This window comes from Streptomyces ardesiacus (assembly GCF_003112575.1).
GTDB classification, from domain to species: domain Bacteria; phylum Actinomycetota; class Actinomycetes; order Streptomycetales; family Streptomycetaceae; genus Streptomyces; species Streptomyces ardesiacus.
The window spans coordinates 95,600-114,354 of record NZ_BEWC01000006.1; the positions used below are offsets into that span (position 1 = coordinate 95,600).

An 18,755-nucleotide genomic window follows, 5' to 3' on the forward strand; every position below is an offset into this window, starting at 1 on the left:
GCCTCCTCACGTGCCGTCGGGCGCGATGCCGCCCGGGAGTCCCGCCTACAGGCCGGCGGCCTCGCGCAGCGCGTCCACGCGGTCGGTGCGCTCCCAGGTGAAGTCGGGCAGCTCACGGCCGAAGTGGCCGTACGCCGCGGTCTGGGCGTAGATCGGGCGGAGCAGGTCGAGGTCGCGGATGATGGCGGCCGGGCGCAGGTCGAAGACCTCGTCGATCGCCTTCTCGATCTTCTCGGGCTCGACCTTGGCGGTGCCGAAGGTCTCGACGAACAGGCCGACCGGCTCGGCCTTGCCGATCGCGTAGGCGACCTGGACCTCGCAGCGGGCCGCCAGGCCCGCGGCGACGACGTTCTTGGCGACCCAGCGCATCGCGTACGCGGCGGAGCGGTCCACCTTCGACGGGTCCTTGCCGGAGAAGGCGCCGCCGCCGTGGCGGGCCATGCCGCCGTAGGTGTCGATGATGATCTTGCGACCGGTCAGGCCGGCGTCGCCCATCGGGCCGCCGATCTCGAACCGGCCCGTCGGGTTGACCAGGAGACGGTAGTTCTCCGTGTCGATCTTGATGCCGTCGTCCAGGAGAGCCTTCAGCTCCGGCTCGACGACGAACTCCTTGATGTCCGGGGCGAGCAGCGACTCCAGGTCGATGTCGCTCGCGTGCTGCGAGGAGACGACGACGGTGTCCAGCCGGACCGCCTTGTCGCCGTCGTACTCGATGGTGACCTGGGTCTTGCCGTCCGGGCGCAGGTAGGGGATGGTGCCGTTCTTGCGGACCTCGGACAGGCGCTTGGACAGGCGGTGCGCCAGGAAGACCGGCAGCGGCATCAGCGTCGGCGTCTCGTCGGAGGCGTAGCCGAACATCAGGCCCTGGTCGCCGGCGCCCTGCCGGTCCAGCTCGTCCTCGTCACCCTCGACGCGGTTCTCATACGCCGTGTCGACACCCTGCGCGATGTCCGGGGACTGGGCGCCGATGGAGACCGAGACGCCGCAGGAGGCGCCGTCGAAGCCCTTCTTGGAGGAGTCGTAGCCGATCTCCAGGATCTTGCCGCGGACCAGGTTGGCGATGTCCGCGTAGGCCTTGGTGGTGACCTCTCCGGCCACGTGCACCAGACCGGTGGTGATCAGGGTTTCGACGGCGACCCGGGAGGTCGGGTCCTCACGCAGAAGCGCGTCGAGAATCGTGTCGCTGATCTGGTCAGCGATCTTGTCGGGGTGACCTTCGGTCACGGACTCCGAGGTGAACAGGCGACGGGACACAACGCTCCCTGGGGTTGCAGCGGCTGCTGGCTGATCATTTGTGGACGGCACGGGGAGCTGCACCCGGCGACGTCCGAGAACAGTTTATCGGTCGCACTCTGCCGCGGGCCCACCCGTCTCAGCTCTCGGGAGGGCTGTGACCTGCGGCACTCGCATTCTGCCCGGAAGGCGGCGTCCTTGGCCAGGGGCGCCACGCTGGAATGAGCCGTCTTCCGGGCCGCTTGGAGCGAATGGGTCAGTCAGCCCAGTCTGCGGGCGACGAGGTCCCAGACCGTGTCGGCCAGGGCTTCCTTCGGGCCGTGGGCGACCGGTGTCTCGCTGCCGTCGGCGCCCAGGACCACCGCCTCGTTCTCCTCGGAACCGAACGTCTTGCGCTCTCCCACCTCGTTCACCACGAGCAGGTCACAGCCCTTGCGTTTCAGCTTGGCCCGGCCGTTGGCCAGGACGTCGTCGGTCTCGGCGGCGAAGCCGACGACCACCTGTCCGGAGCGGGCCCGGGTGCCGGAGATCTCCGCGAGGATGTCCGGATTGCGCACCAGGGCGATCGGCGCGGGTTCCTCGCCGTCCTTCTTCTTGATCTTCCCGGTGGCGTACGCCGATGGCCGGAAATCGGCCACCGCCGCGGCCATGACCACGGCGTCGGCGTCCGCCGCGGCCCGCAGCACCGCCTCGCGCAGCTCCACCGCCGTGCCGACCGGCACCACGTCCACGCCTGCCGGGTCCGGCATCGACGCGTTCGCCGCCACGAGGGTGACGCGGGCGCCGCGGGCGGCCGCGGTGCGGGCGAGGGCGTAGCCCTGCTTGCCGGAGGAGCGGTTGCCCAGGAAGCGGACCGGGTCGAGGGGCTCCCGGGTGCCGCCGGCGCTGACGACCACGTGCCGCCCGGCGAGGTCGGGCTCGCGCACACCGCGGGCCAGCACCCGGCGGCAGACCTCGAAGATCTCGCCCGGGTCGGGCAGCCGGCCCTTGCCGGTGTCGACGCCGGTGAGGCGGCCGACGGCGGGTTCGATCACGACGGCGCCGCGGCGGCGCAGCGTCGCCACGTTCTCCTGGGTGGCCGGGTGCTCCCACATCTCGGTGTGCATGGCGGGGGCGAAGACGACCGGGCAGCGGGCCGTGAGCAGGGTGTTGGTGAGCAGGTCGTTGGCCAGGCCGTGGGCCGCCTTGGCCAGCATGTCGGCGGTGGCCGGGGCGACGACGACCAGGTCGGCGTGCTGGCCGATGCGCACGTGCGGGACCTCGTGGACGTCGTCCCAGACCTCGGTCGACACGGGGTTGCCGGACAGGGCGGACCAGGTGGCGGCGCCCACGAAGTGGAGCGCGGAGGCGGTGGGGACGACCCGGACGTCGTGCCCGGACTCGGTGAGTCTGCGCAGCAGCTCACAGGCCTTGTACGCGGCGATGCCGCCACTGACCCCCAGAACGACCTTGGGCTTGTCCACCGTCTCTCCCCGGCTCGGATAACGCGTTCGGACCGCGCGCCGCTCGGACCGCGCGCACGACCCATCACACACCACAGGCCCGGCAGTCGGGCTGCCGGGCCTGTGGAAAAGTCAGCGTAAGGCTGAAGATATGACCGCCGATACTGCTGGTCCTACTGCGCCGGGCCCTCGATGGCCTCGGACGTCAGCAGCCCCGCGTTGATCTCGCGCAGGGCGATCGAGAGCGGCTTCTCGTGGACGTGGGTGTCGACGAGCGGACCGACGTACTCGAGGAGGCCCTCGCCGAGCTGCGAGTAGTACGCGTTGATCTGGCGGGCCCGCTTGGCCGCGTAGATCACGAGGCTGTACTTCGAGTCCGTGGCCTCGAGGAGCTCGTCGATCGGCGGGTTGATGATGCCCTCGGGCGCGGAGATGGAAGAGGACACGCTCTACCTTCCGATGGATGGGAAAGATTCAGTCGGGACGACCGCGGGATGAGCAGTGGCGATCACACGACGTTCGTCAAGGCTAGCAGCTCGCGCGCCACGTCCTCGACGGACGTGTTCACCAGGGTCTGGTCGAACTCCGGCTCGGCCGCCAGCTCGACCCTGGCCGCGGCGAGGCGGCGCTCGATCACCTCGGGCGGTTCGGTGCCCCGGCCGGTGAGCCTGCGCACCAGTTCCTCCCAGGAGGGCGGGGCCAGGAAGACCAGTCGCGCCTCGGGCATGGACTCGCGGACCTGCCGTGCGCCCTGGAGGTCGATCTCGAGGAGGACCGGCTCACCGGCCTCCAGGCGCTCCAGCACGGCCGTGCGCGGCGTGCCGTAGCGATTGCCGGCGAACTCGGCCCATTCCAGCAGCTCGCCGTTGGCGATCAGCTTGTCCATCTCCTCGTCGCCGACGAAGAAGTAGTGGACGCCGTGCTGCTCGCCGGGACGGGGCTTGCGGGTCGTCGCCGAGACCGACAGCCATACCTCGGGGTGTTCCTTGCGCATATGGGCGACGACCGTGCTCTTGCCGACCCCCGAAGGGCCGGAGAGCACGGTCAGCCGCGGACGTGCGTCCGGGGGTACGGGGGACGTCCCCCGGGGTGTTGCAGCCATGCAGCGATTATTCCAGCAATCGCGGAGTGGTCGGGACTCAGCTGCCGGTGCTGCCGAACTCCCGCTCCAGGGACGCGATCTGGTTGGAACCGAGACCGCGCACGCGGCGGCTCTCGGAGATGCCCAGTCGCTCCATGATCTGCTTGGCGCGGACTTTGCCCACGCCCGGCAGGGACTCGAGGAGGGCGGAGACCTTCATCTTGCCGATGACGTCGTTCTTCTGTCCCTGCTGGATGACCTCGTGGAGGGAGGCACCGGAGTGCTTGAGTCGATTCTTGACCTCGGCCCGCTCCCGGCGAGCCGCGGCGGCCTTTTCGAGCGCGGCTGCGCGCTGTTCAGGGGTAAGGGGCGGAAGAGCCACGCCTACGTCACCTCGGATGTCGAACTGTCGGATACGGACCGGTGAGGAACCTAGTCGCCCCTCACCTGGTGAGCCACGAGCAACACGCTCGCCCGTTGACTCTCGACGGAGACTAGCGGTCAACTCCGCCAGAGTCAGCGAGAACAGCGGAAAAGTCCTGGTCAGCCTCTGTCAGGTCGGACATTTAGGACATAATCCCTCTGATTTGAGGGTGTATCCAGAGTCAGGATGCCGTGACCGCGGCCCGGATCTCCGCGGCGAAGCGGTCGGCGGCCGTCCGCAACGCGCCCGTGTCCGGGCCGTGACGAAGAACACCCCGGCTGACGTTCGGCACCACGTTGCGCACCGCGGCTCCGAACACGCGCGGCAGGTCGGCCGGCGTGGCTCCCTGGGCACCGATGCCCGGGGCCAGCAGCGGGCCGTTGATGCCCAGGTCGTAGGAGGACAGGTCGCCGAGCGTGGCACCGACCACCGCGCCGAACGAACCCAGCGGCTCCTCCCCCGCGTTCTCGGCGGCCAGGTGGGCCAGCATCGTCGCCCCGACGCTCCGGCCGTCCCCCCGCACCGCGTGCTGGACCTCCCCGCCCTCCGGGTTGGAGGTCAGGGCCAGCACGAACAGGCCCGCGCCGCTCTCCCGTGCCAGCTCGACGGCGGGCTTCAGGGAGCCGTAGCCGAGGTACGGGGAGACGGTCAGCGCGTCCGAGAACAGCGGGGCGTCCTGGTGCAGGAACGACTCGGCGTAGGCGGCCATGGTCGAGCCGATGTCGCCGCGCTTGGCGTCCATCAGGACCAGCGCGCCGGCCTCCCGCGCCTCCTGGACCGACTTCTCCAGGACGGCGACGCCGCGTGAGCCGAACCGCTCGAAGAAGGCGCTCTGCGGCTTGAGCACGGCCACCCGGTCGGCCACCGCCTCCACGACGGTGCGGCTGAAGCGCTCCAGGCCGGCCACGTCGTCGTTCAGGCCCCAGTCGGCGAGCAGGGAGGCGTGCGGGTCGATGCCGACGCACAGCGGACCGCGCTCGTCCATCGCGCGGCGCAGCCGGGCGCCGAAGGGTTCGCGTTCGGTCATGCGTGCTTCCTCACGTCGGCGCCGACCGCGTCGGCAAGGGTGGCGTACGGGCTCTGCCGCAGGCGCGCGGCGAGCCCCTTGTGGATCGCGCGGCCCCAGAAGGGCCCCTCGTAGATGAACGCGCTGTAGCCCTGGACCAGCGTGGCGCCCGCCAGGATGCGCTCCCAGGCGTCCTCGGCCGTCTCGACGCCGCCCACGCCGACCAGGGTGATCCGGTCGCCCACGCGCGCGTACAGGCGGCGCAGCACCTCCAGGGAGCGTGCCTTGAGGGGGGCGCCGGACAGCCCGCCGGTCTCGCCGACCAGGGCGGGCGAGGAGGTCAGGCCGAGGCCCTCGCGGGCGATGGTGGTGTTGGTGGTGATGATGCCGTCCAGGCCCAGCTCCACGGCCAGGTCGGCGACCGCGTCCACGTCCTCGTCGGCGAGGTCGGGCGCGATCTTGACCAGCAGCGGGACACGCCGGGCGGTCACCGCGCGGTCGGCGGCCTCGCGCACCGCGCTCAGCAGCGGGCGCAGCGCCTCGGTGGCCTGGAGGTTGCGCAGACCGGGCGTGTTGGGCGAGGAGACGTTGACGACGAGGTAGTCGGCGTGCGGGGCGAGCCGTTCGGCGGACTTCACGTAGTCGCCGACGGCCTCCTCCTCGGGGACGACCTTGGTCTTGCCGATGTTGACGCCGACGACGGTCCGGAAGACGGGCGAACGGGAGGCCAGGCGGGCCGCGACGGCCAGCGAGCCCTCGTTGTTGAAGCCCATGCGGTTGATCAGCGCCCGGTCGCCCACCAGGCGGAACAGCCGCTTCTTGGGGTTGCCGGGCTGGGGCTCGCCGGTGACGGTGCCGATCTCGACGTGGTCGAAGCCCAGCATCGCCATCCCGTCGACGGCGACCGCGTTCTTGTCGAAGCCGGCGGCGAGTCCGAAGGGGCCGTGCATGCGCAGGCCCAGGGCCTCGGTGCGCAGCTCCTTGTACCGGGGCGCGAGCGCGGCGGCGACGAAGGTGCGCAGCACGGGGACGCGGACGGCGAGACGGATCCAGCGGAAGGCGAGATGGTGGGCCCGTTCGGGGTCCATGCGGGAGAAGACGAGCTTGAAGAAGATCTTGTACATGTGTCCTCGGGAAGCCTCTGCGGTGCTCTGGGGCTCATGAAGAGGGGGACACCGTTTCCGGTGTCCCCCTCGGGGCCGCTAGTCGCGGGCCGCGGTCAGGAATTCGGCGTGTTCCTGGAGCGAGCGCACTCCGACGTCGCCGTGGGTGAGGGCGTCGATGCCCTGGACCGCCGCCGCCAGCGCCTGGACCGTGGTCAGGCAGGGCACCGAGCGGGCCACGGCCGCCGTGCGGATGTCGTAGCCGTCGAGGCGGCCGCCGGTGCCGTACGGCGTGTTGACGATGAGGTCGACCTCGCCGTCGTGGATGAGCTGGACGATGGTCTTCTCGCCGTTCGGACCGGTGCCCTCGGACTGCTTGCGCACCACGGTGGCGTTGATGCCGTTGCGCTTGAGGACCTCGGCGGTGCCGGAGGTGGCCAGCAGCTCGAAGCCGTGGGCGACCAGCTCGCGGGCCGGGAAGATCATCGAGCGCTTGTCGCGGTTGGCGACCGAGATGAAGGCGCGGCCCTTGGTGGGCAGCGGCCCGTACGCGCCGGCCTGCGACTTGGCGTAGGCCGTGCCGAAGACGGAGTCGATGCCCATGACCTCGCCGGTGGAGCGCATCTCCGGGCCGAGGACGGTGTCGACGCCGCGGCCGTGGATGTCCCGGAAGCGGGACCACGGCATCACGGCCTCCTTGACGGAGATCGGCGCGTCCAGCGGCAGGGTGCCGCCGTCGCCGTTGGCCGGGAGCAGTCCCTCGGCGCGCAGCTCGGCGATGGTGGCGCCCAGCGAGATGCGGGCGGCGGCCTTGGCCAGCGGCACCGCCGTCGCCTTCGAGGTGAAGGGGACGGTGCGCGAGGCGCGCGGGTTGGCCTCCAGGACGTAGAGGATGTCGCCGGCCAGCGCGAACTGGATGTTGATCAGGCCGCGCACGCCGACGCCCTTGGCGATGCCCTCGGTGGAGGTGCGCAGCCGCTTGATGTCGAAGCCGCCGAGCGTGATCGGGGGCAGGGCGCACGCCGAGTCGCCGGAGTGGATGCCGGCCTCCTCGATGTGCTCCATGACGCCGCCGAGGTACAGCTCCTCGCCGTCGTACAGGGCGTCCACGTCGATCTCGATCGCGTCGTCCAGGAAGCGGTCGACCAGGACCGGCCGGGACGGGCTGATCTCGGTCGACTCGGCGATGTACGCCTCCAGCCGGGTCTCGTCGTAGACGATCTCCATGCCGCGCCCGCCGAGCACGTAGGAGGGCCGCACCAGGACCGGGTAGCCGATCTCGTCGGCGATGGCCTTGGCCTCGCCGAAGGTGGTGGCGGTGCCGTGCTTGGGGGCCGGCAGCCCGGCCTCGGCGAGGACCCGCCCGAAGGCGCCGCGGTCCTCGGCGGCGTGGATGGCCTCCGGGGAGGTGCCAACGATCGGCACGCCGTTGTCCTTCAGGGCCTGCGACAGGCCGAGCGGGGTCTGTCCGCCGAGCTGGACGACGACACCCGCGACCGGTCCGGCCTGCTGCTCGGCGTGGACGATCTCCAGGACGTCCTCCAGGGTGAGCGGCTCGAAGTAGAGCCGGTCGGAGGTGTCGTAGTCGGTGGAGACGGTCTCCGGGTTGCAGTTGACCATCACGGTCTCGTACCCGGCGTCGGACAGCGCGAAGGAGGCGTGGACGCAGGAGTAGTCGAACTCGATGCCCTGGCCGATGCGGTTCGGGCCGGAGCCCAGGATGATCACCGCGGGCTTCTCGCGGGGCGCGACCTCGTTCTCCTCGTCGTAGGAGGAGTAGAAGTACGGCGTCCTCGCGGCGAACTCGGCGGCGCAGGTGTCGACGGTCTTGTAGACCGGGCGGACGCCGAGCGCGTGCCGCACCTGGCGGACCACGTCCTCGCCCAGGCCGCTGATCTCGGCGATCTGCTGGTCGGAGAAGCCGTGCCGCTTGGCCTCGGTGAGCAGGTCACTTGTCAGCTCGCGGGCCCCGGCGATCTCGTCGGCGATCTCCTTGATGAGGAAGAGCTGGTCGACGAACCAGGGGTCGATCTTGGTGGCGTCGAAGACCTCCTGCGGGGTGGCGCCCGCGCGGATGGCCTGCATGACGGCGTTGATCCGGCCGTCGGTGGGCCGCACGGCCTCGCGCAGCAGTGCGTCCTTGTCGCCGGGCTCGCCGACGAAGGTGAACTGGCTGCCCTTGCGCTCCAGCGACCGCAGCGCCTTCTGGAAGGCCTCGGTGAAGTTGCGGCCGATGGCCATGGCCTCGCCGACCGACTTCATGGTCGTGGTGAGGGTGGAGTCGGCGCTCGGGAACTTCTCGAAGGCGAACCGCGGGGCCTTGACGACCACGTAGTCGAGGGTCGGCTCGAAGGAGGCCGGGGTCTCCTGCGTGATGTCGTTCGGGATCTCGTCGAGGGTGTAGCCGACGGCGAGCTTGGCCGCGATCTTGGCGATGGGGAAGCCGGTCGCCTTGGAGGCCAGCGCGGAGGAGCGCGACACGCGCGGGTTCATCTCGATGACGATGACCCGGCCGTCCTCGGGATTCACCGCGAACTGGATGTTGCAGCCGCCGGTGTCGACGCCGACCTCGCGGATGATGGCGATGCCGACGTCGCGCAGCACCTGGTACTCGCGGTCCGTGAGCGTCATCGCGGGCGCGACGGTGATCGAGTCACCGGTGTGCACGCCCATGGGATCGAAGTTCTCGATGGAGCAGACGACCACGACGTTGTCGTTCTTGTCGCGCATCAGCTCCAGCTCGTACTCCTTCCAGCCGAGGATGGACTCCTCCAGGAGCACCTCGGTGGTCGGCGAGAGGGTGAGGCCCTGTCCGGCGATGCGGCGCAGCTCCTCCTCGTCGTGGGCGAAGCCGGAGCCGGCGCCGCCCATGGTGAAGGAGGGGCGGACGACGACGGGGTAGCCGCCGAGTTCCTCGACGCCCTTCATGACGTCGTCCATGGAGTGGCAGATGTAGGAGCGGGCGGACTCGCCGTGGCCGGTCTTCTTGCGGACCTCCTCGACGACCTCCTTGAACAGGTCGCGGTCCTCGCCCTTGTTGATGGCCTCGACGTTGGCACCGATCAGCTCGACGCCGTACTTCTCCAGGACGCCGTTGCCGTGCAGGGAGATCGCGGTGTTCAGGGCCGTCTGGCCGCCGAGGGTCGGCAGCAGCGCGTCCGGGCGCTCCTTGGCGATGATCTTCTCGACGAACTCGGGGGTGATCGGCTCGACGTAGGTGGCGTCGGCGATCTCCGGGTCGGTCATGATCGTCGCCGGGTTGGAGTTGACCAGGACGACGCTCAGGCCCTCGGCCTTGAGCACGCGGCACGCCTGGGTGCCGGAGTAGTCGAACTCGGCGGCCTGGCCGATGACGATCGGGCCGGAGCCGATGACCAGGACGGACTGGATATCGGTGCGCTTAGGCACGCTGGCCCTCCATGAGGTTCACGAAGCGGTCGAACAGGTAGGCGGCGTCGTGCGGGCCCGCTGCAGCTTCGGGGTGGTACTGGACGCTGAAGGCCGGCCGGTCGAGGAGCTGGAGCCCCTCCACCACGTTGTCGTTGAGGCAGACGTGGGAGACCTCGGCGCGGCCGAAGGGGGTGTCGGAGACCCGGTCGAGCGGCGCGTCGACGGCGAATCCGTGGTTGTGGGCGGTGACCTCGACCTTGCCGGTCGTGCGGTCCTGCACCGGCTGGTTGATGCCGCGGTGGCCGTACTTCAGCTTGAAGGTGCCGAAGCCGAGGGCGCGGCCCAGGATCTGGTTGCCGAAGCAGATGCCGAACAGCGGGGTGCCGCGCTCCAGGACCGCCCGCATCAGGGCAACCGGGTGGTCGGCGGTGGCGGGGTCGCCGGGACCGTTGGAGAAGAACACGCCGTCCGGGTTGACCGCGTAGACGTCCTCGACGCCGGCCGTGGCGGGCAGGACGTGCACCTCGATGCCGCGCTCGGCCATGCGGTGCGGCGTCATGCCCTTGATGCCGAGGTCGACGGCGGCGACGGTGAACTTCTTCTCGCCGATCGCCGGGACGACGTACGCCTCGGTGGTGGCGACCTCGGCGGAGAGGTCGGCGCCGCTCATCTCGGGGGCCTGGCGGACCTCGGCGAGCATGGTGCCCTCGTCGGGCAGCGCGTTGCCGGAGAAGATGCCGACGCGCATGGCGCCGCGCTCGCGCAGGTGCCGGGTGAGGGCGCGGGTGTCGATGCCGGAGATGCCGACGACGCCCTGGGCGGCCAGTTCCTCGTCGAGGGAGCGGGTCGAGCGCCAGTTGGAGGGCACGCGCGCGGGGTCGCGCACGACGTAGCCGGAGACCCAGATCTTCTTGGACTCCATGTCCTCGTCGTTGATCCCGGTGTTCCCGACGTGCGGGGCGGTCATGACGACCACCTGGCGGTGGTACGACGGGTCGGTGAGGGTCTCCTGGTAGCCGGTCATGCCGGTGGAGAACACGGCTTCGCCGAACGTGGCCCCCACGGCCCCGTAGGCGCGGCCGCGGAAGGTCCGGCCGTCCTCCAGGACGAGTACGGCGGGAGTCCGGTGGGCTCCCCGGGTGGAGGTCGTCATCGTGCGCCTTCCGTTTCCGTCTTGTTGATCATGTCGTTCAGGGTGTCGACCCACTCGTTGTGCTCGGCCGCGTGGTCGGAGCGGAAGCCGGAGTCGATCAGCTTGTCGCCGTGGGCCCAGGTGACGACCAGCAGGCCGCCCTCGGTGAGGACCTTGCCGGCGATGCCCTTGTCGAGCCGGGCCTCGCGCAGCGCGGCGGCGGGGACGAAGAAGTCGGCGGCGCCGGAGCGTGCCACGTCCAGTCCCGCGTCCGTCAGGGTGAGCTCGACCCGGCTGCGGGTGCCCAGGCCGTGCGCCACGATGCGGTCGAGCCACTGCCCGGCGGTGGTGGAGCCGTGGTAGCGGCCGCTCAGCGTCAGTCTCGCCGTGCCGGGCTCGTCCGGCGCGGTGGGGAGGGCCGGCAGGTCGCTCTGGAGCGTGCCGCGCCACTTCCAGCCCTCGCGCATCAGCCAGTAGACGAGCGCGACGAACAGGCCGAGGCCGACGACCCAGCCGACGCGTGCGGCCCAGTCGGTCACTTCCGCCGATTCCTTCTCGGCGGCCAGCAGGATTACCGGTGCTACAGATGTCACGTGAGCTTCCCGTCGACGAGCGTGGCCTTGCCCCGCAGCCACGTGTGCGTCACACGGCCCGGCAGCTCACGACCCTCGTAGGGGGTGTTGCGGCTGCGCGAGGCGAAGCCCGCGGGGTCCACCTGGCCACGGTATGCCGCATCGACCAGGGTGAGGTTGGCGGGCTCACCAGCCGAGACGGGACGGCCGTGTCCGGTGGCCTGTCCGATCTGCGCGGGCTTGACGGACATCCGGTCGGCGACGCCGGCCCAGTCCAGCAGGCCCGTGTCCACCATGGTCTCCTGCACCACCGACAGCGCGGTCTCCAGGCCCACCATCCCCATGGCCGCCGCGGCCCACTCGCAGTCCTTGTCCTCGTGCGGGTGCGGGGCGTGGTCGGTGGCGACGATGTCGATCGTGCCGTCGGCGAGGGCCTCGCGCAGGGCCAGGACGTCACGCTCGGTGCGCAGCGGCGGGTTGACCTTGTACACGGGGTTGTACGACCGGACCAGCTCGTCGGTGAGGAGCAGGTGGTGCGGGGTGACCTCGGCGGTGACGTCGATGCCGCGGGACTTGGCCCAGCGGACGATCTCGACGGACCCGGCGGTCGACAGGTGGCAGATGTGGACGCGGGAGCCGACGTGCTCGGCGAGCAGCACGTCCCGGGCGATGATCGATTCCTCGGCGACGGCGGGCCAGCCGCCGAGGCCCAGCTCGGCGGAGACGACGCCCTCGTTCATCTGGGCGCCCTCGGTCAGCCGGGGCTCCTGGGCGTGCTGGGCGACGACGCCGTTGAAGGCCTTCACGTACTCCAGGGCGCGGCGCATGATCACGGCGTCGTGGACGCACTTGCCGTCGTCGGAGAAGACGGTGACGCCGGCCGCTGACTCGTGCATGGCGCCCAGTTCGGCGAGCTTGGCGCCCTCCAGGCCGACGGTGACGGCGCCGATGGGCTGTACGTCGCAGTAGCCGGACTCCTGGCCGAGCCGCCAGACCTGCTCGACGACGCCGGCGGTGTCGGCGACCGGGAAGGTGTTGGCCATGGCGAAGACGTTGGTGTAGCCGCCGCTCGCCGCCGCGCGGGTGCCGGTCAGGACCGTCTCGGAGTCCTCGCGGCCGGGCTCGCGCAGGTGGGTGTGGAGGTCGACCAGTCCGGGCAGCAGCACCTTGCCGTCGGCCTCGACGACCTCCGCGCCCTCGGCGGACAGGCCGGAGCCCACCTCGGCGATCGTCGTGCCGTCGATCAGCACGTCCTGCGGCTCGCCGCCGAGCACCTTCGCACCGCGGATCAGGGTCTTGCTCATCGTCTTACTTCTCCTCGGTGGGTCGGGCGTGGGCGACGGCGGGTTCGGCGCCGCCGAGCAGCAGGTAGAGGACGGCCATCCGCACGGAGACGCCGTTGGTGACCTGCTCGACGACGGTGCAGCGGCCGGAGTCGGCGACCTCGGCGGTGATCTCCATGCCGCGGACCATCGGGCCGGGGTGCATCACGATGGCGTGGTCGGGCATCTTCGCCATCCGGTCGCCGTCGAGGCCGTAGCGGCGGGAGTACTCGCGCTCGGTGGGGAAGAACGCGGCGTTCATGCGCTCGCGCTGCACGCGCAGCAGCATCACCGCGTCGGACTTGGTCAGGGTGGAGTCGAGGTCGTAGGAGACCTCGCAGGGCCAGGTCTCGACGCCGACCGGCAGCAGGGTCGGCGGGGCGACGAGGGTGACCTCCGCGCCGAGGGTGTGCAGCAGGTCGACGTTGGAGCGGGCGACGCGGCTGTGCAGGATGTCGCCGACCAGGGTGACGCGGCGGCCGTCGAGGTCCTTGCCGAGGCCGGCGTCGGGGCCGACCAGGCGGCGGCGCATGGTGAAGGCGTCCAGGAGGGCCTGGGTGGGGTGCTGGTGGGTGCCGTCACCGGCGTTGATGACGTGGGCGTCGATCCAGCCGGAGGTGGCCAGGCGGTAGGGGGCGCCGGAGGCGCCGTGCCGGATGACGACGGCGTCGACGCCCATGGCCTCCAGGGTCTGGGCGGTGTCCTTGAGGGACTCGCCCTTGGAGACGCTGGAGCCCTTGGCGGTGAAGTTGATGACGTCCGCGGACAGCCGCTTCTCGGCGGCCTCGAAGGAGATCCGGGTCCGGGTGGAGTCCTCGAAGAAGAGGTTGACGACGGTACGGCCGCGCAGGGTGGGCAGTTTCTTGATCGGCCGGTCCGCGACCCGGGCCATCTCCTCGGCGGTGTCGAGGATCAGGACGGCGTCGTCGCGGGTGAGGTCGGCGGCCGAGATGAGATGACGCTGCATCTGTCAGGCTCCGTAGGGCGATTCATGCGAAAGAGCGGGATAATTCGGGCGGCCGGGCGCGCGCGAGGGCACGCCGAGCACCCGTACGGCACGGGTGGGCTCGTACGCGGGTGCTACGGGTGGGCGCCCGGGGCGTCCGGCTTGGCACCGAGCAGTACGGTGTCGCGACCGTCCTCCTCGGCGAGCTGGACCTTGACCGTCTCCCGCAGCGACGTCGGGAGGTTCTTGCCGACGTAGTCGGCGCGGATGGGCAGTTCGCGGTGGCCGCGGTCGACGAGGACGGCGAGCTGCACCGCGCGCGGGCGGCCGATGTCGTTGAGCGCGTCGAGGGCGGCGCGGATGGTGCGGCCGGAGAAGAGCACGTCGTCGACGAGGACGACGAGGCGGCCGTCGATGCCGTCACCGGGGATCTCGGTGCGGGCGAGGGCACGCGGCGGGTGCATGCGCAGGTCGTCGCGGTACATGGTGATGTCGAGCGAGCCGACCGGGATCTTGCGCTCGGTGATCTGCTCGAGCTTGTCGGCGAGCCGCCGGGCGAGGAAGACGCCGCGGGTCGGGATGCCGAGGAGCACCACGTCGTCGGCGCCCTTGGCGCGTTCGACGATCTCGTGGGCGATGCGGGTGAGCACCCGCGCGATGTCGGGCCCTTCCAGAACGGGCCGGGCCTCGGACTGCGCGGCCGGCTGCGGGCCGCCCTGCTTTTCCTGCTGCTTGTCCATACGAAACGGACCCCCTTCTCCGCCTCACGGGACGGACCTTAAAGGACGTCGGATTTGCGCCACCTACGGTACCAGGCCCGCGGAACCGGTCCGGCGGCCCCCCTGACACGCCCCCGTCACCCCTGTGCCGCACCGCGGTCACCCGTCCGGAGCAGCGGCGGGCGAATACCACGGAAGCGTCGGTGCGGACCATTCGGCTTGACGCAGGAGAGTAACGCTGCGTAACCTCACAGTGAGTTACCAGCCGCGCGGCCGACAACAGCGCCTGCCGCGTCGACACCTTGTCCGGGGAGCCATATGTCCAGCGAATACGCCAAACAGCTCGGGGCCAAGCTCCGGGCCATCCGCACCCAGCAGGGCCTTTCCCTCCACGGTGTCGAGGAGAAGTCCCAGGGCCGCTGGAAGGCCGTCGTGGTCGGCTCGTACGAGCGCGGCGACCGTGCCGTGACCGTGCAGCGCCTCGCCGAGCTGGCGGACTTCTACGGCGTCCCCGTACAGGAGCTGCTGCCGGGCACCACCCCGGGCGGTGCCGCTGAGCCGCCGCCGAAGCTGGTCCTGGACCTGGAGCGGCTGGCCACCGTGCCGGCCGAGAAGGCGGGCCCGCTCCAGCGCTACGCGGCGACGATCCAGTCGCAGCGCGGTGACTACAACGGCAAGGTGCTCTCGATCCGCCAGGACGACCTGCGCACGCTCGCCGTCATCTACGACCAGTCGCCCTCGGTCCTCACCGAGCAGCTGATCAGCTGGGGCGTCCTGGACGCGGACGCCCGCCGCGCGGTGGCGTCCCACGAGGAACTCTGAGCCGCTGCCGCCTCAGCAGAAACGTGCCGCCGGGGTGGCTGGAACCGAATGGTCGGTTCCAGCCACCCCGGCGGCTTTTCACGCTTCGTGAGAGCAGCGCCGCGAGGGGCGCGGGCCTGTGCCGATCTCGCGGCGGCGGCCGCGTGGGCGCGAGCCGCCACGGACGACCCGCGGCCGCCCGTGCCGCCGCACCCGACGGCGCCACGTCCCCGCAGCAGAACCTGCGGAGCTACTCGCGGCGCAGCGAAGGCTTCAGGTCCTTCAGCCGGCCGAGCAGGCCGTTGACGAACGCCGGGGAGTCGTCCGTGGAGAACTCCTTCGCCAACTGCACCATCTCGTCCAGGACGACGGCGTCCGGGGTCTCGTCGACCCAGATCAGCTCGTACGCGCCCAGGCGCAGGATGTTGCGGTCGACGACCGGCATCCGGTCGAGTGTCCAGTCGACCGAGTACTGGGCGATCAGCTCGTCGATGCGCCCGGCACGCTCGGCGTACCCCTCGACCAGCTCCATCGTGTACTCACTCACCGGCGGCTGCCGGGTGTCGGACCGGGAGTGCCGGACCCAGTCGGCGAGCACCGTCAGGACGTCGGCGCCGCGCTGATCGCCCTCGAAGAGGATCTGGAAGGCGCGCTTGCGGGCCGTGTTGCGAGCAGCCACGGTTAGCTGTTCACCCGGCCGAGGTAGTCGCTCGTACGGGTGTCGACCTTGATCTTCTCACCGGTGGTGATGAAGAGCGGGACCTGGATCTGGTGGCCGGTCTCCAGCGTGGCGGGCTTGGTGCCGCCGGTGGAGCGGTCGCCCTGGACGCCGGGCTCGGTCTCCTGGACGGTCAGCTCGACGGCGGCGGGCAGCTCGACGAAGAGCACCTCGCCCTCGTGCTGCGCGACGGTGGCCTCGAAGCCCTCGACGAGGAAGTGGGCGGCCTCGCCGACGACCTTGCGGTCGATCATCAGCTGGTCGTACGTCTGCATGTCCATGAAGACGAAGTACTCGCCGTCCATGTACGAGAACTGCATGTCACGCTTGTCGACAGTGGCCGTCTCGACCTTGACCCCGGCGTTGAAGGTCTTGTCGACGGTCTTGCCGGAGAGCACGTTCTTGAGCTTGGTGCGCACGAAGGCCGGGCCCTTGCCGGGCTTGACGTGCTGGAACTCGACGACGGACCAGAGCTGGCCGCCTTCGAGCTTGAGCACCAGGCCGTTCTTGAGGTCGTTCGTGGAAGCCACGGTTGGGGAATCTCCTGGACTGGACTGACGTGGACGACCTCGGGTACGCGCGCCCAGCGGCGAGGCTAGAGCGCGAGCAGCTCCTTGGTCGTGATGGTGAGTAGCTCGGGTCCGCCGTCCGCCTCGGGGCGCACGACGAGCGTGTCATCGATCCGGACCCCGCCCCGGCCCGGGAGGTGAACCCCCGGTTCGACGGTGACCGGCACACAAGCGTCCAGTTTACCCATGGCCGCGGGGGCCAACTGCGGGTCCTCGTCGATTTCGAGCCCGACACCGTGACCGGTGAGTGCCGGAAGGTTCTCCGCGTACCCCGCCGAGTCCAGTGCCTGGCGGGCCGCGCGGTCCACATCGCGGCAGGCGGCACCGGGTGCGAGGGCCTCACGTCCGGAGCGCTGGGCGGAGAAGACGAGGTCGTACAACTCGATCTGCCAGTCGGCCGGCGAGGTGCCGATGACGAACGTGCGGCCGATCTCGCAGCGGTATCCGCGGTACGTCGCGCCCAGGCACACGGAGAGGAAGTCGCCCTCCTCGACCCGACGGTCGGTGGGCCGGTGGCCGCGGCGTCCCGAGTTCGGTCCGGTGCCGACGGAGGTGGGGAAGGCGGGGCCGTCGGCACCGTGGTCGACGAGGCGGCGTTCCAGCTCCAGGGCGAGATGCCGCTCGGTGCGGCCGACCAGGATGGACTCCAGGAGCTCGCCCAGTGCCTGGTCGGCGATCTCGGCGCCGATGCGCAGGCAGGAGATCTCCTCCTCGTCCTTGACGACCCGGAGCTGTTCGACGGCCTGTCCGAGGTCCGTCAGGCGCAGGCCGGGGGCGATCGAGGTCATCGCCCGGTGCCGGACCACGGTGAGGTGGTGGTCCTCCGTGGCGAGGGACTCGGCGCCCTGGTCCGCGGCGAGGCCGGTGGCCGTGACGGCCGGGTCGCCGCCGGGGCCGGGCAGGGTGCGGACCGCAAGGGACTCGTCGGGCCGGCCCTCGGTCGGCCGGTCGTCCGGGGGGCCCGAGCAGACCAGCAGGTCCTCGGTCCTGCCGAGCAGCAGCACGGCGCCGTGCGGCGCCGCGCCCGCGAGATAGCGCACGTTGGCGGGCCGGGAGACGAGCGCCGCCGCGCTGCCGCCCGCGTTGCAGCGTTCCCGTAGGCGCGTCCGGCGGGCCGCGTAGACCTCTGACATGAGCCGAGCGTATGGCTCCCCCGGTGGGTGCGCCGCTCGGGTGGGCCGAGTGGGCGGGGCCGGGGGATGCCGGGTGCGCCAAGCGGGGCGGGGGCTTGTTGTCGTGCGGCGTCCGACCGGCCGGTGGGGGCCGGTCGCGCAGTTCCCCGCGCCTCTTGCGGGTCCCCGCGCCTACCAGTTCGGGGGGCTGGCTATGGAGCGGGAGAGGACTTCGTCCAGGAGCTGGGCGGTTTCCGGTATGTCGAGTTGGGAGTTGTCGATGATGGGGAGGCCGGAGCCGTACCAGCCGGCCATGCGGCCGTGGATGCGAGCGACCTCCTCGTCGGTGAGGCGGCGGTTGCCACTGCGTTCGGCGTTGCGCTCCAGGACGATGTCCAGGCCGGGCAGGAGGACGACCGGGAGCAGACCGGGGCCGACGTGCCGCTTCCAGCCGCCGAGGCCGACGACCGGGCGGTCCGGGAAGACGGCGTCGTCGAGGATGCAGGAGATGCCGTTGGCGAGGAAGTTGCGCGCGGAGAAGCCGCAGGTGCGGCGGGCCAGGCGGTACTGGGCCTCCGAGTGCTCGTTCCACCCGGTCTGGGGGTCGGCGAAGCCGGAGCGGACCCATTCGCGGACGTCGTCGAGGCTGATGTGCGCGGTGGGGACCCGGCGGTGGTCCGCCCAGTACTTGGCCACGCTGGTCTTGCCGGCCCCCGCCGGGCCTATGAGCAGTACGGCGAGGGTGGTCGTGGTGGGGTCGGGCGCGGCGGCCGCGGCGGGCGGCACGCTGGGCACGGCCACCGGGGCGCCCGGCGGCAACGGCACGTGACCGGTGGTGTCCGGCACGGGCGCGGCGGCGGCCGGCGGGTGCGGTCCCGGGCCCGGGACCGGCGGAGGGGAGGCCGGCCCGGAGACCGGCTGGTGCGGGGCGGACCCCGGTGCCGGCTGCTGCGGGGCCGGGGCCCGGCGCGGTGCCGTGGGGTGGCCCGGCGCCGGGGGCGGTACGGGGGCGGGTCCCTGGGGGGAGCCAGGGTGGGGTGCGGCCGGGGACCAGCCGAGGGCGGGTCCGTGCCCCGGCTGGTGGGGCGGCGGCAGCGGAGAACCCACTGGGTACTGCATCCGGTGCCACTCCGTCTCGTACAGGCGATGGGCGCTGGCGGCGGGAAGGGGGCCCGCCGTTCTGCT

General features: G+C 71.1%; 18 protein-coding genes. 1 reads left to right on the forward strand and 17 read right to left on the reverse strand.

Annotated features, from left to right (window positions below):
• Nucleotides 1-45: 45 nt before the first annotated feature.
• The 13 genes from metK to pyrR form a co-directional block, all read right to left on the reverse strand.
• Nucleotides 46-1,254, reverse strand: coding sequence for a methionine adenosyltransferase (gene metK / locus Sdi02f_RS20460; RefSeq protein WP_030399051.1), 1,209 nt, complete (start codon nucleotides 1,252-1,254; stop codon nucleotides 46-48).
• A 239-nt stretch (nucleotides 1,255-1,493) separates the two neighbouring features.
• Complete coding sequence (gene coaBC / locus Sdi02f_RS20465; RefSeq protein ID WP_108933805.1) at nucleotides 1,494-2,696, reverse strand: bifunctional phosphopantothenoylcysteine decarboxylase/phosphopantothenate--cysteine ligase CoaBC; 1,203 nt, start codon at nucleotides 2,694-2,696, stop codon at nucleotides 1,494-1,496.
• Nucleotides 2,697-2,848: 152 nt separating this feature from the next.
• A complete protein-coding gene (rpoZ, locus tag Sdi02f_RS20470; protein ID WP_003977348.1) occupies nucleotides 2,849-3,121 on the reverse strand; it encodes a DNA-directed RNA polymerase subunit omega in 273 nt (90 codons plus the stop codon).
• Nucleotides 3,122-3,183: 62 nt separating this feature from the next.
• Nucleotides 3,184-3,777 carry a guanylate kinase gene (gene gmk, locus Sdi02f_RS20475; RefSeq protein WP_030399053.1) on the reverse strand — a complete coding sequence of 198 codons (594 nt, stop codon included), beginning with the start codon at nucleotides 3,775-3,777 and terminating at the stop codon, nucleotides 3,184-3,186.
• 37 nt (nucleotides 3,778-3,814) lie between these two features.
• Nucleotides 3,815-4,138 carry an integration host factor gene (locus Sdi02f_RS20480; RefSeq protein WP_016572363.1) on the reverse strand — a complete coding sequence of 108 codons (324 nt, stop codon included), beginning with the start codon at nucleotides 4,136-4,138 and terminating at the stop codon, nucleotides 3,815-3,817.
• Nucleotides 4,139-4,361: 223 nt separating this feature from the next.
• Nucleotides 4,362-5,207: an orotidine-5'-phosphate decarboxylase gene (pyrF, locus tag Sdi02f_RS20485; RefSeq protein ID WP_030399054.1), complete on the reverse strand. Its 846-nt coding sequence runs from the start codon at nucleotides 5,205-5,207 to the stop codon at nucleotides 4,362-4,364.
• Complete coding sequence (locus tag Sdi02f_RS20490; RefSeq protein ID WP_108933806.1) at nucleotides 5,204-6,310, reverse strand: quinone-dependent dihydroorotate dehydrogenase; 1,107 nt, start codon at nucleotides 6,308-6,310, stop codon at nucleotides 5,204-5,206. Before Sdi02f_RS20490 ends, pyrF begins: the two co-directional genes overlap by 4 nt.
• Nucleotides 6,311-6,388: 78 nt before the next feature.
• Nucleotides 6,389-9,697 (reverse strand): carbamoyl-phosphate synthase large subunit, encoded by a 3,309-nt coding sequence (gene carB, locus Sdi02f_RS20495; protein WP_108933807.1) that lies wholly within the window; start codon nucleotides 9,695-9,697, stop codon nucleotides 6,389-6,391.
• Nucleotides 9,690-10,832 (reverse strand): glutamine-hydrolyzing carbamoyl-phosphate synthase small subunit, encoded by a 1,143-nt coding sequence (gene carA, locus Sdi02f_RS20500; RefSeq protein ID WP_031082887.1) that lies wholly within the window; start codon nucleotides 10,830-10,832, stop codon nucleotides 9,690-9,692. Before carA ends, carB begins: the two co-directional genes overlap by 8 nt.
• A complete protein-coding gene (locus Sdi02f_RS20505; RefSeq protein ID WP_108933808.1) occupies nucleotides 10,829-11,404 on the reverse strand; it encodes a PH-like domain-containing protein in 576 nt (191 codons plus the stop codon). The genes carA and Sdi02f_RS20505 overlap by 4 nt, the downstream gene beginning before the upstream one ends.
• A complete protein-coding gene (locus Sdi02f_RS20510; protein WP_030399059.1) occupies nucleotides 11,401-12,687 on the reverse strand; it encodes a dihydroorotase in 1,287 nt (428 codons plus the stop codon). Before Sdi02f_RS20510 ends, Sdi02f_RS20505 begins: the two co-directional genes overlap by 4 nt.
• A 4-nt stretch (nucleotides 12,688-12,691) precedes the next feature.
• Nucleotides 12,692-13,672, reverse strand: a complete 981-nt coding sequence (locus tag Sdi02f_RS20515; protein WP_030399060.1) for an aspartate carbamoyltransferase catalytic subunit — start codon at nucleotides 13,670-13,672, stop codon at nucleotides 12,692-12,694.
• A 113-nt stretch (nucleotides 13,673-13,785) separates the two neighbouring features.
• Entirely contained in the window at nucleotides 13,786-14,391 is a 606-nt protein-coding gene (gene pyrR, locus Sdi02f_RS20520) for a bifunctional pyr operon transcriptional regulator/uracil phosphoribosyltransferase PyrR (RefSeq protein WP_031082888.1), read from the reverse strand.
• Between the two features lie 297 nt (nucleotides 14,392-14,688).
• On the opposite strand from pyrR, the gene bldD reads away from it, so the two are divergent.
• A complete protein-coding gene (bldD, locus tag Sdi02f_RS20525) occupies nucleotides 14,689-15,192 on the forward strand; it encodes a transcriptional regulator BldD (RefSeq protein WP_007447547.1) in 504 nt (167 codons plus the stop codon).
• 229 nt (nucleotides 15,193-15,421) lie between these two features.
• On the opposite strand, the gene nusB is transcribed toward bldD, so the two are convergent.
• From nusB to Sdi02f_RS20545, 4 genes are all read right to left on the reverse strand, one after another.
• Nucleotides 15,422-15,850, reverse strand: coding sequence for a transcription antitermination factor NusB (gene nusB / locus Sdi02f_RS20530; protein WP_030399062.1), 429 nt, complete (start codon nucleotides 15,848-15,850; stop codon nucleotides 15,422-15,424).
• Nucleotides 15,851-15,852: 2 nt separating this feature from the next.
• A complete protein-coding gene (efp, locus tag Sdi02f_RS20535) occupies nucleotides 15,853-16,419 on the reverse strand; it encodes an elongation factor P (protein ID WP_030399063.1) in 567 nt (188 codons plus the stop codon).
• Nucleotides 16,420-16,484: 65 nt separating this feature from the next.
• Entirely contained in the window at nucleotides 16,485-17,591 is a 1,107-nt protein-coding gene (locus Sdi02f_RS20540; RefSeq protein ID WP_031082889.1) for an aminopeptidase P family protein, read from the reverse strand.
• Nucleotides 17,592-17,762: 171 nt separating this feature from the next.
• Nucleotides 17,763-18,689 carry a Pro-rich N-terminal domain-containing protein gene (locus Sdi02f_RS20545; RefSeq protein ID WP_053638409.1) on the reverse strand — a complete coding sequence of 309 codons (927 nt, stop codon included), beginning with the start codon at nucleotides 18,687-18,689 and terminating at the stop codon, nucleotides 17,763-17,765.
• Nucleotides 18,690-18,755: the final 66 nt, after the last annotated feature.